The sequence below is a fragment of the Cronbergia sp. UHCC 0137 genome, assembly GCF_034932285.1.
Classification (GTDB): Bacteria; Cyanobacteriota; Cyanobacteriia; order Cyanobacteriales; family Nostocaceae; genus Cronbergia.
Window position 1 is genome coordinate 29,960 of the sequence record NZ_JAYGHC010000042.1, and the last position, 15,136, is coordinate 45,095.

General features: G+C 38.1%; 9 protein-coding genes and 1 pseudogene. All 10 read left to right on the top strand.

Features of this window, described 5'->3' with window-relative positions; all coding sequences use genetic code 11:
• Positions 1-117: 117 nt before the first annotated feature.
• Positions 118-1,218: pseudogene (locus VB711_RS19370) on the top strand (nickel-dependent hydrogenase large subunit); the annotation flags it as partial.
• 289 nt (positions 1,219-1,507) lie between these two features.
• Complete coding sequence (locus VB711_RS19375) at positions 1,508-1,930, top strand: hypothetical protein (RefSeq protein ID WP_323287875.1); 423 nt, start codon at positions 1,508-1,510, stop codon at positions 1,928-1,930.
• 248 nt (positions 1,931-2,178) lie between these two features.
• Positions 2,179-4,164: an SUMF1/EgtB/PvdO family nonheme iron enzyme gene (locus VB711_RS19380; protein WP_323287877.1), complete on the top strand. Its 1,986-nt coding sequence runs from the start codon at positions 2,179-2,181 to the stop codon at positions 4,162-4,164.
• 689 nt (positions 4,165-4,853) lie between these two features.
• Positions 4,854-8,354, top strand: a complete 3,501-nt coding sequence (mfd, locus tag VB711_RS19385; protein WP_323287878.1) for a transcription-repair coupling factor — start codon at positions 4,854-4,856, stop codon at positions 8,352-8,354.
• A gap of 45 nt (positions 8,355-8,399) precedes the next feature.
• Positions 8,400-9,632, top strand: a complete 1,233-nt coding sequence (locus VB711_RS19390; protein WP_323287881.1) for a hypothetical protein — start codon at positions 8,400-8,402, stop codon at positions 9,630-9,632.
• Positions 9,633-9,646: 14 nt separating this feature from the next.
• Entirely contained in the window at positions 9,647-11,302 is a 1,656-nt protein-coding gene (locus tag VB711_RS19395; protein WP_323287882.1) for an ATP-binding protein, read from the top strand.
• A complete protein-coding gene (locus tag VB711_RS19400) occupies positions 11,299-12,378 on the top strand; it encodes a Druantia anti-phage system protein DruA (RefSeq protein WP_323287884.1) in 1,080 nt (359 codons plus the stop codon). Before VB711_RS19395 ends, VB711_RS19400 begins: the two co-directional genes overlap by 4 nt.
• 33 nt (positions 12,379-12,411) lie before the next feature.
• On the top strand, positions 12,412-13,803 hold the full coding sequence (locus VB711_RS19405; protein ID WP_323287885.1) for an AAA family ATPase: 1,392 nt from the start codon (positions 12,412-12,414) through the stop codon (positions 13,801-13,803).
• Positions 13,803-14,318, top strand: a complete 516-nt coding sequence (locus tag VB711_RS19410; RefSeq protein ID WP_323287886.1) for a hypothetical protein — start codon at positions 13,803-13,805, stop codon at positions 14,316-14,318. Before VB711_RS19405 ends, VB711_RS19410 begins: the two co-directional genes overlap by 1 nt.
• Positions 14,319-14,494: 176 nt before the next feature.
• Positions 14,495-15,052 carry a Uma2 family endonuclease gene (locus tag VB711_RS19415; protein WP_323287887.1) on the top strand — a complete coding sequence of 186 codons (558 nt, stop codon included), beginning with the start codon at positions 14,495-14,497 and terminating at the stop codon, positions 15,050-15,052.
• Positions 15,053-15,136 lie beyond the last annotated feature (84 nt).

Consider the following 15,136-nt stretch of genomic DNA (forward strand, 5'->3'; position numbering starts at 1 on the left):
CCCTAAATATTCCCTTATTTATCAAAGCTGAAATGATGAAAATAAAATGTTCTGTCCGAGCAAAATTACCTGATAAAATAAGTTACTCAAGAACATTTACAGCATATCACCTGTTGTCATAGCAGTTATATGGTGCCTGGTGGAGTGATGTGCGCTCCCACTTTGACTGATATTACCCGCGCCTGGGCAATTTTCGAATATTTTCGTACCAATTGGTTAGAACCAGTTTGGTTAGGATGTTCTTTAGAAAGATATGAAGAAATTCAATCTTATGAAGACTTCCAAAAGTGGTTAAATGAAGATATTAAACATCGGGAATCTGATTTAGGTTTATATTGGCGCATGGGTTTAGATATTGGTTTAGACCGCTACGGTGCGGGTGTTGGTAAATATGTAACTTGGGGATATATACCCCACGAAGATAAATATCAAAAACCAACAATTGATGGACGTAGCGCGGCTGTAATCATGAAAAATGGTGTTTATGATAGCTTCAGCGATACTCACAGTTTGATGGATCAATCTTTTGCCCGTGAAAATTTGACACATTCGTGGTATGATGAGGGTACAGAGGATTTACATCCGAGCGATCGCACCACCAACCCAATTAATAACAACCAAAAAGACTTTAATGGCGCATATTCTTGGTCAAGTGCAGTCCTTCACCAAGACTTAGGACGTTTAGAAGCCGGACCCCTCGCCCGTCAATTAGTTGCAGGTGGCACACACGGCGAATCTTGGCAACACTACGACCCATTTATTCTCGACACCTTCAAAAAAATGGGTGGTGCAAGTGTTCATCTTCGTCAATTAGCAAGAGTCCACGAAATCGTTAAATTATATCGTCAAGCTGAACGTTGTTTACGGGAATTTAAATTAAACGACCCCTGGTATATCAAACCCAAAGAAAAAGACGGTAAAGGTTGGGGTGCAACAGAAGCGGCTAGAGGTGCATTATGTCACTGGGTAGAAATTGAAAATGGTAAAATTAAAAATTACCAAGTTATTGCCCCCGGTACTTGGAATATTGGACCCCGTGACGGTGCAGGACAACTAGGACCCATTGAAAAAGCATTGCTAGGAACTCCTATTGCAGACCCGAAAGATCCTGTAGAAGTGGGTCATGTAGCCCGTTCTTTTGACTCTTGTTTGGTGTGTACTGTTCACGCCCATGACGCGAAAACTGGGGAGGAATTGGCGCGTTTTAGAACAGCTTAATTTTTTTTTCACGCAGAGACGCAGAGGCGCGGAGAGAATTTCTTTGCGTTCTTTGCAGTTTTAGGATTTACTCAAGTGTCACACCAAAAATCTATTGTAGGGTGCGTCAGACTGCATAAATATGGTAAATAAATGAATTTTTGATATCTGACGCACCTTAACAATGTGCCAGTTGCGTAAGTCCTGAGTTTGTTTTGTAATTGTCAGTTGAATTACAAAAGTTTTTTAAAGATTGGGTTAGTCTGACGTTGATATGCTCAAAAAAAATTGCAATTTATAAGGTAAGCCTGTGTCTGATTTAGAACTACACAAATATCTTCCTCAGCTTCCTGAAGCAGCACTACAAGAATTTACAGAATGGTGTGTTTTAGAACAGTCCAAAGCTGCCAGATTAGAATTTAAGCCTGATGAAAGTAAGTTGAATAATTTAGCCCCAGCAGATTATCTTAAACAACTTATTGACCAGTTTTTAAAAGTTAAACCAGACCCAATTAGAGCAGGTTTAGTTGCAGTAATTGCTGGACAACAATCAGATAAACACGCTTTGCCAGGTTTAGCTGCCATAGTTGATTTCGTTTCACTTTATGTTAAATATTTAATTCCTAAAGATGGAACTAACCCAGAAGAAGCAGATATCATTTTAGCTAAAGCAACACAACATCAATATGAACAACTTGTAGAAATTGCCAAAAAACACGGTGTAAATTTATAGATTTGTAGGGTGGGCATTGCCCACCTAATAATTGACAATTAATAACAAAATAGGTAAATATTGGTTTAGAGGATGTTTGAAAAGTTAGATCCCCCTAAATCCACCTTAAAAAGGGGTACTTTGACTCTGGTTCTTCTCAAACAACCTCTTAGGTTGGGAAGTCAGCAGCAATTTGGGTTAATTATTTAATTGCAAAAAACTTTAACTCCGTGTAAAATAGGGTGTTGGTGATTAGGTGTATCTTGATTATGCTATCAGGTCGTTATGAAATCATTCGCGCATTAGGTCAAGGAGGTTTTGGAACAACCTATTTAGCTAAAGACCATCAAAAACCCAGCAAACCTCAGTGTGTAGTTAAAGAACTTTTACCCCAACACCTCAACACCCTAGCTGCGGATTTTTTTGAAAAGGAAGCCAGAGTCTTAGAAAATTTAGGTAAACATCCCCAAATTCCCGAACTTTTAGCCCATTTTCAAGAAAAGCAAAATTTCTATATTGTCCAAGAATTTATCCAGGGAGAGGTGTTAAAAAATGAAATCATCCCCGGAAAGCCTTTGAGTGAGGGATACATCACTAAGTTACTACAAGATGCTTTAGGGGTTTTAGCTTTTGTTCACCAGCAAGGGGTAATTCACCGCGACATTAAACCTGCGAACTTGATTCGGCGACAAGAAGATGGTAAAGTATGTTTAATTGACTTTGGCATTGTTAAAGAACTGACTTCCCAAATGATGAATAGTCAGGGGAGTTTACAAACTTCGCTGATGGCTGGTACTGTTGGTTATATGTCACCGGAACAAACCAGAGGTAAAACGGTTTTCGCTAGTGATATCTATGCTTTGGGTGTCACCGCAATTCAAGCAATCACAGGTTTACAGACCCAGCAAATAGAAGAAGACCCACAAACGGTAGAATTAGTATGGCGAGAAAAAGCGCGGGTAAGTGACCATTTAGCCCAAGTTTTGACTAAAATGGTGCGTCGTCATCATAGTTTACGTTATCAAAATGCTCAAGAAGCTTTACAGGCTTTGAACTCGTCAACTATATCATCAGTTCCACCAACTATATTACCCACATCAGGAAATACAACTTTATCATCGACTGTAGTTGTTAATAGTTCTAATAAACAGGTATATTTTCAAGAAGCTGAAAGTCGCGCAGCACGAGGACAGGGTGAGTTTTCGGTTATTGATTTAAAAATGTTGGAACTCAAGCAGGTTGAATTGGGTTTATCTCTAGCAGAAGCAAAACAAATTAGGGAAACGGTTTTAAAACCCTATCGAGAACAGGAACGACAAGCGCAAGCACAGGAACGACAGGGACAAGCACAGTTACAGGAACGAGAAAAGAAATTAAAAGAATATGAACAAATTTTTAGGGCTGCGGTAAATCAACAATATCCCTTTAGTCAGAGAGTAGTTCAAGATTTACAAGAGTTTCGTCAATATTTAGGACTGACACCAGCAGATACAGACGCAATAGAAAAACGGTTGTTAATTTCTTTAACTTCTGAAAATTTGGGGAATGGGATAATTTTAGAAATGGTTTCTATTCCTGGAGGGACTTTTATCATGGGTTCACCAGAAAATGAACCGGAAAGAAATTCTCATGAAAGTCCGCAACACCAAGTTACCATCAAACCTTTTTCTATGGGGAAATATCCTGTTACCCAAGCGCAATGGAAAGCTGTAGCTAGTTTAGCAAAGGTGAAAATTGATTTAAACCCAGACCCATCTCATTTTAAAGGTGGTAATCGACCTGTAGAACGAGTATCATGGGATGACGCACAGGAGTTTTGTGCCAGGTTATCGAAGAAAACCGGAAAAATTTACCGTTTACCCAGTGAGGCTGAATGGGAGTATGCTTGTCGTGCAGGAACTACTACTCCATTTTATTTTGGGAATAATATCAATGTCAATCAAGTTAATCACAACAGCCATTATAAGGGAACAACAGATGTAGGAGAATTTCCACCCAATGACTTGCAATTATTTGATATACATGGTAATGTATGGGAATGGTGCGAAGATGAGTGGCACGAAAATTATATAAATGCTCCCAATGATGGTAGAGCTTGGATAAATAGAAATGGTTCTCAACATCCGCTACTGCGTGGTGGTTCGTGGTTCATAGATGCGGGGTGCTGTCGTTCGGCGAATCGCAACGGGGGCAAGCGTGGTGTTAGGAACAACTTCATCGGTTTTCGTCTTGTGTCTTCTTCCAGGACTTTATAGCCCTCTATTCTCTTGCGCTCTGCGCTTTCTTTTTTACCCTTGCCCCCGCCTAAGGGCGGAAAATATTTTTTATATAAAAATGTGTGGTTAATTTAATAATAACCAAACCTCCACAATTTGTCAAGCTCAAAAATATATTCTCATATTCAGTAGATGTTTTGGCAAGGGGTTGAGTCTTTTATTAGTTCTAGGACTTACGCACTGTACAAAATGCAGATGATATGTATGAAGGAAATTGCCTAGTTTCACGCTTTTGTCATCCCATATTAGTGCGGTGCGTCAGATAGAGGAAGTCTGTTAGATGCTCAATTATCGGGTCTGACGCACCCTACAAGAGATAGAATTGATCATGCTTATTTAATAGATCCTGTCAATGCGTAACTCATAACTTCATGTCTTAGTGTGTAGGGTGCGTCAGACAGAATAATTTAGGCTAAAATCGCTAATTTTAAGTTTCTGACGCACCTTCTTTGATCTAACTAGCAACTTACGTTATTAGTACGGTGCGTCAGATAGAGGAAGTCTGTTAGAGCGTAACTCATAACTTCATGTCTTAGTAGGGCTTAACAGGGGTAGTGTAAACTGCTAAGACTGTTAAATTGGTCTGATTAGTTGACAATTGTTAAGATGGTACAGATAACCCAAGGGTTTTACTCCTGACTCCCGACCTCTGTTAAGCAAAGATATTTATGGCATTTTCTTCTATTGTACGTTCCTTGGCGCGATCGCCCCTCACCGCAGAACTAATTACTAAACTCCATCGTCAACAGGAATTACGGTTAAATGGTATTTCCCGTCTGGCTAAGATTTTGGTAACGTCAGCTTTGGCCAGTCATCAGGGACGGGATTTATTTTTGATTTGTGCCACTTTGGAGGAAGCCGGACGAATTTTTGCTTTAATGGAGGTGATGGGATGGAAAACTGTCCATTTTTACCCGACTTCGGAAACTTCCCCCTACGAACCCTTTGACCCAGAAACGGAGTTGAGTTGGGGTCAAATGCAGGTTTTGGCAGATTTGGTGGAAGGGAACAGGGAAGACGCTACAGAGAAGAATTTCACTAATTATCAATTACCCAAATTAGCAATTGTCGCTACTGTGGGGGCTTTGCAAACCCATTTACCACCACCAGAGGTTTTCAAGTCTTTTTGTTTGACTTTGCACAAAGGGATCGAGTTGGATTTGAATGCTTTCAGTAAAAAAATTACTACTTTGGGTTATGAACGTGTTCCCTTAGTAGAAAGTGAAGGTCAATGGAGTCGTCGCGGGGATATTGTGGATGTGTTTCCCGTCTCCTGTGAGTTACCAGTGCGGCTGGAATGGTTTGGAGACGAAATTGAACAAATCCGGGAATTTGACCCCACTACTCAACGTTCTGCCTTGGATAAAGTAGAAAAAGTTATCCTTACCCCCACAAGTTTTTCGCCCATTGTCACGGCTGCACTAAAAGATCATCCTGATTTTCCACAAATTGTAGAGACGTTCCATGGAACGTCTCTACAGGGGACAGAATCGGAACTAATCGAAGGGAGTCGGCGTTTTTTGGGAGTAGCTTTTGAAAAACCGAGTTCTCTACTCGATTATTTACCAGAGAATACTTTTATTGCCATTGATGAACCAGAACAGTGTTATGCTCATAGCGATCGCTGGGTGGAAAATGCTGAGGAACAATGGAAAAATCACCAGGAACTACCAAAAATCCACCAGTCTTTTGATCAATGTTTAGCGGAAATTGGGAATTTTCACAAGTTATATTTATCGGAGTTGGCTGAAGAAGACGGTGGTGTGAATTTATCTAGCAGACCTGTACCTGTGATGCCACACCAATTTGCCAAACTTGCAGATACAATTAGAAACGAGCGCGATCGCAATTTTTCTATCTGGTTACTTTCTGCTCAACCTTCCCGTTCTGTCTCGCTGTTACAAGAACACGATTGTCCGGCTCAGTTTATCCCCAATCCCCGCGATTTCCAAGCCATTGATAAATTGCAAATTAATCATACACCAACCGCTCTCAAATATTCCGGTTTAGCAGAATTAGAAGGTTTTATTCTCCCTTCCTACCGTTTGGTGATTGTCACCGACCGGGAATTTTACGGACAGCATTCCCTCGCTACTTTCGGTTATATCCGCAAACGTCGCAAAGCTGCTTCTAAACAAGTTGACCCCAATAAACTCCGTCCTGGGGATTTTGTTGTTCACCGTAGTCATGGAATTGGGAAGTTTGTCAAGTTAGAAAGTTTAACAATTAATAATGAAACCCGTGATTATTTGGTGGTACAATATGCTGATGGCTTGCTGAGAGTTGCGGCTGATCAAGTTGGTTCGCTGTCTCGATTCCGCACCAGTGGCGACCAAGCGCCAGAACTGCATAAAATGACAGGGAAGGCTTGGGAAAATACTAAGAACAAAGTCCGCAAGGCGATTAAAAAGTTAGCGGTCGATTTGTTAAAGTTGTATGCAGCGCGATCGCAACAACAAGGTTTTTCCTATCCCCATGATATGCCTTGGCAAGAGGAAATGGAAGATTCTTTCCCTTATCAACCCACCACCGACCAGCTAAAAGCCGTCCAAGATGTGAAAAGGGACATGGAGAGCGATCGCCCAATGGATCGGTTAATATGTGGAGATGTAGGTTTTGGGAAAACAGAAGTTGCCATTCGGGCGATTTTCAAAGCTGTCACCGCCGGAAAACAGGTAGCACTGCTCGCACCAACTACGATTTTAACACAGCAGCACTATCATACCCTAAAAGAACGGTTTGCACCATACCCTGTCAATGTCGGTTTACTCAACCGCTTCCGTAGTGCGGAGGAGAGGAGAGAAATTCAAAAACGTCTCGCTACCGGGGAATTAGATATAGTTGTGGGGACACATCAACTTTTAGGAAAAGGTGTGAGTTTCCGCGATTTAGGTTTGTTGGTGGTAGACGAAGAACAACGGTTTGGGGTGAATCAAAAAGAGAAAATTAAAAGTCTGAAAACTCAACTTGATGTTTTGACCCTTTCCGCGACACCAATTCCTCGAACTTTGTATATGTCTTTGTCTGGTATTAGGGAAATGAGTTTGATAACTACCCCACCTCCCACCAGAAGACCAATTCAAACCCATCTTTCACCCCTCAACCCGGAAGTTGTGCGGAGTGCAATTCGTCAAGAATTAGACCGTGGTGGACAGGTTTTTTATGTAGTTCCGCGAGTAGAGGGAATTGAAGAAACTACTGCAAATCTGCGTGAAATGGTACCGGGGGGAAGATTTGCGATCGCTCACGGTCAAATGGACGAAAGTGAGTTAGAATCAACGATGCTGACCTTCAGCAATAACGATGCAGACATCCTAGTTTGTACAACAATTATTGAATCTGGTTTGGATATTCCGCGAGTCAACACCATTTTAATAGAAGATGCTCACCGTTTCGGTTTATCTCAATTATACCAATTGCGTGGTCGTGTGGGCAGAGCAGGAATACAAGCTCACGCCTGGTTATTTTATCCTAAACAAAGACAATTATCTGAAGCTGCAAGGCAGAGATTAAGAGCGATTCAAGAATTTACTCAACTTGGTTCTGGGTATCAATTAGCGATGAGAGATATGGAAATCCGCGGGGTGGGTAACTTGTTGGGTGCAGAACAATCAGGTCAAATGGATGCAATTGGCTTTGATTTGTATATGGAAATGTTAGAAGAAGCGATTAAAGAGATTCGCGGTCAAGAAATACCCAAGGTTGATGATACACAAATTGATTTGAATTTGACAGCGTTTATTCCTGCTGATTATATCACCGATTTAGATCAAAAGATGAGTGCTTACCGTGCGGTAGCCACAGCCAAATCCAAAGACGAGTTAGAACAGATTGCTTATGAGTGGTGCGATCGTTATGGTACTGTACCCGTTCCGGCAAATCAACTATTACGGGTAATGGAATTAAAACAACTAGCCAAAAATCTAGGATTTAGCCGCATTAAACCCGAAAATAAGCAACATATCGTTTTAGAAACACCAATGGAAGAACCCGCATGGAATTTGTTAGCGGAGAATTTACCAACAAACCTAAAAGCGCGATTTGTTTATTCTCCAGGGAAGGTAACAGTGCGTGGTTTAGGAGTGTTTAAAGCAGATCAACAATTACAAAGTTTACTTGATGCCTTCGAGAAAATGCAAGGTGCAATTCCAGAAGTTACTACGGTGTGATTTAATAAAATAATAATGTCTACATAAAAAAGTACAAAATTAAACATGGTAGGTAAAGAAATCCCAGACAGTGCCATAGAACTGGTTGCAAAGCACATCAATACCAGAAGCAACAAGAACCACAATATTCCCATAATTGGTCAAGAAGATAATGTGGAAACTCCTCAAATATTTGAGATCATTCCATTTGATCAGATAGACAGTAGTGATCATAACTTTTATGCAATAGACGGAAGCTATAATAGCGAGCAGTTTTATAATGGTCTCGCTATAGGAATTTATGCGGCTGGCTATATCTGCTTTCGTAACGGCTTGCAGGTTAGGATGAACTCATTAGACGATCCAATTGTATTAGGACAGGCTTATTACCCACAAAATATTCTAATTACACACCAAAGTCATCTAGGTGATATTTATGATGAGCTACTAACCCTAGAACCCGTAAAAAATCTTTTAAGTTTCACGAGTGATAACCCAGAGAACATATTCCCATATGGGAAAGAGCAGATTTGTAATAACTTGTCTACACTACTCGGCTTTTGCCAAGAGGTGCTAGAGATTGCCCTTATTCTTGAAATAATTAATCGTGTAGAAACTAAGTCTGGTGATTTTATACTGAGAGACGGTACTTTAAGACCATTACAAATCAAGCAGGAGTATCTAGTAAAAATTGGTGAGTATGCCCACCAGAATGGGGTAAGAGTTATCGCAGTAACTAAAAAGTCACCATTGAAGATGGAACTAGCATACACATTTAAACAAATTGATAACTACCTTCAAGATCAACTTAAATCTACTTATCCGTTTGTTGAGAAGATCCCTAAACGCCAGAAACTTTGTTGCTGGTTTGAAGTTCCTGATGTAGTTCTCAAAGCAGCATATCAGGGAGATATGTTTATCAAAAAAGCAATCAAAGGCGGCAGAGGGTTTGGTCTGTTTATAGCAGCAAGATTAGATTATGTTGAAAAGCTACAAAATTATGATTGGCTTCTAATTGATGTCAACATCTTCGATGCCATTCCCAAGATAAAGGAGCGAAATCTTGAACGTGATGCTGAAACTCTTAATTTAATATTAAAAGAATTGACTCGTCTAACTCAAGAACATTATATACTGGGCTATCCCTATCCATTGTCTGAGGTGCATAACTTCATATCACTGAAGAGAAACTTCAAAGAAGAAATCATTGCTCGTTTGAAGTATTCCCTATATAAAGATCAACGAATGGATAATGTTGATATCGAAAACCTTTTTATTGACACTCACGACAGATTTTAACACAAGGATTAGATATGACTAAAGCTGATTTTGGTGTCTTGTACGGACAGAAAACAACTGAAGATGCGCTGTTAATATATTCTTCCTATGAAGATGCCAAAGCCAGTCCACAGACTGGTGATTTTATTGTACTAACTCAGAAAGATGAGTCTAATACCAAATACCTTGCACGGGTTGAAGCAGAAATTTATGATGAAGACCCCATTTTTAAGTCTCAAGATAAGACTCTAATTGCTGTACATTACGCGCGTATTGCAGAAAGAGAGCTTTCCGAAAGAGACAAGCAAAAAATGTTTAGCTACACATATAAAGTTCGTATTTTAGGAACTTTTACTGACAATGGAAACACGATAAACTTCACCACTGCTGTAAGGAAATTGCCGACAGTCTCCTATATGGCAAGACACCTAAATAAGCGTGAGATTACAACTATCCTTAACAAAGCCAATGAGAATGGTGTAGAGATTGGCTATCTATGTGTGGGAGAAAATATTCTTCAAGATAAAGGACCAATTCTTTTTGACATTAACAAGCTTCGCAACAGAAGAACAATGGTTTTTGCTCAATCAGGGTTTGGGAAGACTAACCTTGTCAAAGTGATTCTTTATCACATGACTCGCGATCGAAGCTATGGAAAATTAATTTTTGATCTGAATGGAGAGTATTTTCTACGAGGAACATCCACGTATGGATTAGGAGATATTAATGATAGCTGTATCAGAGACAATGTTGTAGTTTATACTGACAAAAAACTACCAGATGCCTATAAACAAAGATTTATATTTGGTGGTAAGGTTGCACTCAATATGCACAAAAATTTATCAGTTGGAGACATATTGAACTTTGGTGCTGGTTTCTCTGAAGTGATGAAATCATTTCTTTTATATCTTGACGAGGATGGGGTATCAAATTTCGTAGCGAACATTGATGAATATGTGAGAAATCCAAGTTATCTTTATCGTGATTACTCTGATTTCTTTGGCGACCAGAAAACTGATAAAAGCGGAAATATAAAAGAAGATGTTTCTGCACGGAAAACAATCATGGCAATTCGTAAAAGAATTCGTCATGTGATTGATGAAGGCAATTTGCATTCCAAATCATCAAATCTCATGGATGATGTTTTCTGTTACCTTAAGCAAGGTAAAACAGTCATAATCGATCTCTCTCTGAAAGACAATATGGATGCAGGGATTATTTCAACAATCTTAGTTCGTAGATTATTTGAAAACAACAAGGAAAAATTCACCTCTGACAATTCTGATGAAGTAATTAAAACGGTGATTTTTGTAGAAGAAGCTCAGAATGTTCTCTCTGAAGAGTTTGTAAAATCAAATGCTAATCCGTTTGTAAGAGTAGCTAAGGAAGGGCGAAAATTTGGCTTAGGTTTAGTTGCAATTACTCAAAGACCATCAGCTATATCTGAGGAAATTAGAACACAGGCAGAAAATTTCTTTGCTCTACATATGGGTAACTCTGATGACATTAAAGCACTTGTCAAATCCAACATTAATTATGATGGTGTGATAGCAAGCTTTATACAAAGAGAGACTATAGCAGGAAACTTGTATATGGTTTCTTCTGATCAAGCCTTTGCCTTACCAGTTAGAGTAACAGAGTTTGAAAAGCTTGTTGGTTCAAAAGTTTACCAAGAGTCTAAATTCTCATGAAAAACAATTTTGTAGACAGTGAACTAACAAAAGAAAGTCGAAAACAGCTTATTTTGGAGAAGCTAGAAGACTATGGAATCTATTGGAGTGAAGAGAAAAATAAAATCCAAGCGTATGATTTTAGAGAAATCCAGAGAAGGTTAGCTGAAAGGACAAACTCTAAAGGCAAAGAATACTTTAACAAAGTAGTTGACTCCTTAGCTCTACCTTCAGATATTAATATATTAAAGGTCAATCCCTATTTGGTAGCAGTTGAATCGAAAACAAGTCATCAAAGGCTTTGGGCTTATGCTTCGTCTTTTTGGTCAATTCCTATTAGTAATGGCTATGGAAGAAGAATGAGATATTTTATTTTTGATGGCCAAAATAATAAGTTAATAGGTATATTAGGGCTATGCGATCCCGTGATTGGACTTGGAGTAAGAGATAAATCAATTGGCTGGTCAAAAGATCAAAAACTTAGAAAACTTTATAACTGCTTGACAGCATACATCTTGGGAGCTATTCCACCTTATAATTTGATATTGGGATCGAAGCTCATAGCTCTTACCGTTATGTTTCCTCAAATTCGTCAAGATTTTCATCAAAAGTATAAAGATAGAAATTCTCTTATCAGTGGAGAAAACAAAGATTCCTACTTGGCTTACGTTGATACCCTAGGAGCTTTCGGTAAATCTGCAATCTATAATAGACTTATTAACTGGGAATTTATCGATTACACTAAGGGGCAAAGTCATCTACACATTACAGCAAACGGTAGTTGGGAAATTATTAAAGAAATTGTTCCTGATCACATTTTTGAAACCTATAAATTTGGAAAAGGTCCAAATTGGAAAATGCGAATTTTGAAAGCTGGCTTGCGAGAACTTGGACTCTCAACAGATATGTTAAGCATTGGATGGCAAAGGGCATATTATCGTTGCCCACTAGCTCAAAATTGGAATCAGTATCTGCTAGGTGAAACAGATGAAATAGTTTGGAAAGATTTTGAGAAAGATAAGTTAGTTAAGTATTGGTACGAACGATGGATCAATCCAAGACTTGATGTACTTAGTCATAAGTTAATGTCAAGCTAACAAATCATCGCTAATCATTAGAGGAGTAAGGCAATGAAAATTAAAGTTAAACATCTTGGTGCTTTAAGAGAAGCCGAATTTACTCTTGGTGATTTGACGATCATTTGTGGTGGCAATAATACTGGAAAAACTTATGCAACTTATGCTTTATTTGGGTTTTTGTATACTTGGCGGAAAATGCTTTCTATTCAAGTTAACCCTGATAAGATTGAGCAACTTCTCTTTGAGGGAGTAATTCGTTTGGATATACAAGAATATATCGACAAATCAGAGCAGATTGTAATTCAAGCCTGTGAGATGTATACCCAAGAGTTACCAAAGATTTTTGCAGCACAAACGGACAGATTTAAACAAACACAATTTAATATTAATTTAGAAATAGAAGATAAAAATATTAATTTAGCAAGCAAATTTGATCGGAAAATGAGAGCAGCTAAGGCAGAACTTTTTTCAATTACTAAAAGTGAAGAAAGCACACAATTAGTAATTACTCTGCTAGTTGAGAAAGAAAAAGTGGAAATACCCAGAGATATTATTAAAGTCATTATTTCTGATGCGCTAAAAGATATTATTTTTGTTCAGCTTTTCCCACGCCCTTTTATTGCTAGTGCTGAACGGACTGGTGCAGCTATTTTTCGCAAAGAGTTAAATTTTGCAAAAAATCGGTTGCTAGAAGAAATGGGTCAAGCTGACAAGGATATCGATCCAAGGGAACTTCTATTCAAAGAGTATGATGATTATGCTCTGCCGATAAAAACCAATGTGGAGTTTACCCGGCAACTTGAAACCATTGTCAAAAAAAGTAGTTTTATTGCTGATAAATATCCTGATGTGCTGGCTGATTTTACTGATATTATCGGTGGTGAATATACTGTCACCCGCAATGATGAGCTTTATTATATGCCGAAGGGTAAACGGGTTAAACTTTCTATGGATGAAAGTTCTAGTGCTGTGCGTTCTCTATTAGATATTGGGTTTTACCTAAAACATGAGGCTCAAGTGGGTGATTTATTAATGGTAGATGAACCAGAATTAAATCTACACCCTGAAAATCAACGTCGAGTTGCACGGCTTTTTGCTAGATTGGTTAACTTAGGTATTAAAGTTTTCATCACAACTCATAGTGATTACATTATCAAAGAATTAAATACACTAATTATGCTTAATCATGATAAACCTCATCTCAAGCGAATTGCTGAACAAGAAGGTTATCGTCAAGAAGAATTAATTTCTGCTGACAAAATAAAAGTTTATATTGCAGAAGAAGCAGATATAAAACTAGAGGGAAACACAAGAAAAACTAAATGCCAAACTCTCACAGCAGCAGACATAGACCCAGAATTGGGTATTGAAGCTCGGAGTTTTGATACAACTATTGAAACGATGAATCGGATTCAAGAAGCAATTGTTTGGGGTGAAGAGTAATGTCTGATATTGCTATCTTGAAAGAAATGATTCAGAAAAATGCTACAGTTCCATTAGAAGATGATCTCGACAGACGAAATAAGGTCATACTCAAAGAACCTAAACCTCCCAATTACTATGTAACTATTCGTGGGATGCCTGATGATGATAATGTTATAATTATAAATGCAGATGAATTTAAGTCACCTGATACAATTTTCAACGGAAAAAGAGGTGAATGTAAACGTGCAGACTTTATTATCATTGCTGATACTGATAATAAAAAGGTAATTATCTGTATTGAAATGAAAGCAGGAAAAGGGGGAACAATGAAAGATATTACTGCACAACTTCAGGGAGCGAAGTGTTTTGTCGCCTATTGTCGAGAAATTGGCCAGTCGTTTTGGGATCATCCAAATTTTCTTCAAGATTACAAGTTGCGGTTTATCAGTATTACAAAAATTACACAAAAAACAACTACACGTTTTGATCGTGAGAGGATTTATGCTAATCAAAATTTGGCTTCAAAATTATAAATACTCCATAGATTAGGCACATCTTTTGAATTTAATGATTTAGTCCATTGGCAAAAATAATGATAGCGATCGCTATATGATAAAATAAATTTCAGAAAAAACATACAATAAATTGAAAATATTTGATAGATTGCCTATTTTTATCGATCTCAATTAAAATTTCAATAGAGGTAACAATGGTTTTACAACTACTCAGACACCAATTTACAGTTCAGCAATTTCACAAAATGGCTGAATCTGGTATTTTGTCAGAAAATGAACGAGTAGAATTAATTCGGGGGGAAATGATTGATATGTCACCTATTGGGACAAGACACTCAGGTTGTGTTTTATTTTTAACTAACTTACTAGCGTTGCTATTAGGAGGACGTGCTTTGATTAATGTGCAGAATCCTATAGAATTAGATGAAATTTCTGAACCACAACCAGATATAGCATTATTAAAACCGCGTTCAGATTTTTATAGAACTTCACACCCCCAACCAGAAGATATATTTTTGTTAATAGAAGTTGCTGATACAACTGTAAAATATGATCGGGAAGTGAAAATTCCTTTGTATGCAGAAGCAAAGATTCCTGAAGTCTGGTTAATAGATGTTAATCAGGAAGTTATAGAAGTATATCGAAATTCGATTCAGGGAATTTATCAAGATGTACAACATTTACAAAAAAATCAAATTTTATCAATTTTAGCTTTTCCTGATGTAAATATTAATGTGAATGAGATATTTTAATAATCATCTTTCTGTAAAATAGAACTTATGTCGAAAATCTAGTTTTGTTACTGCCATTCATTAAGTTATAATTTCAGCATTTAA

Coding starts and splice junctions, on each gene's coding strand:
- VB711_RS19380 (WP_323287877.1), top strand. CDS start 2,179: ATGCTATCAGGTCGTTATGAAATCATTCGCGCATTAGGTCAAGGAGGT.
- mfd (WP_323287878.1), top strand. CDS start 4,854: ATGGCATTTTCTTCTATTGTACGTTCCTTGGCGCGATCGCCCCTCACC.
- VB711_RS19390 (WP_323287881.1), top strand. CDS start 8,400: ATGGTAGGTAAAGAAATCCCAGACAGTGCCATAGAACTGGTTGCAAAG.
- VB711_RS19395 (WP_323287882.1), top strand. CDS start 9,647: ATGACTAAAGCTGATTTTGGTGTCTTGTACGGACAGAAAACAACTGAA.
- VB711_RS19400 (WP_323287884.1), top strand. CDS start 11,299: ATGAAAAACAATTTTGTAGACAGTGAACTAACAAAAGAAAGTCGAAAA.
- VB711_RS19405 (WP_323287885.1), top strand. CDS start 12,412: ATGAAAATTAAAGTTAAACATCTTGGTGCTTTAAGAGAAGCCGAATTT.
- VB711_RS19410 (WP_323287886.1), top strand. CDS start 13,803: ATGTCTGATATTGCTATCTTGAAAGAAATGATTCAGAAAAATGCTACA.
- VB711_RS19415 (WP_323287887.1), top strand. CDS start 14,495: ATGGTTTTACAACTACTCAGACACCAATTTACAGTTCAGCAATTTCAC.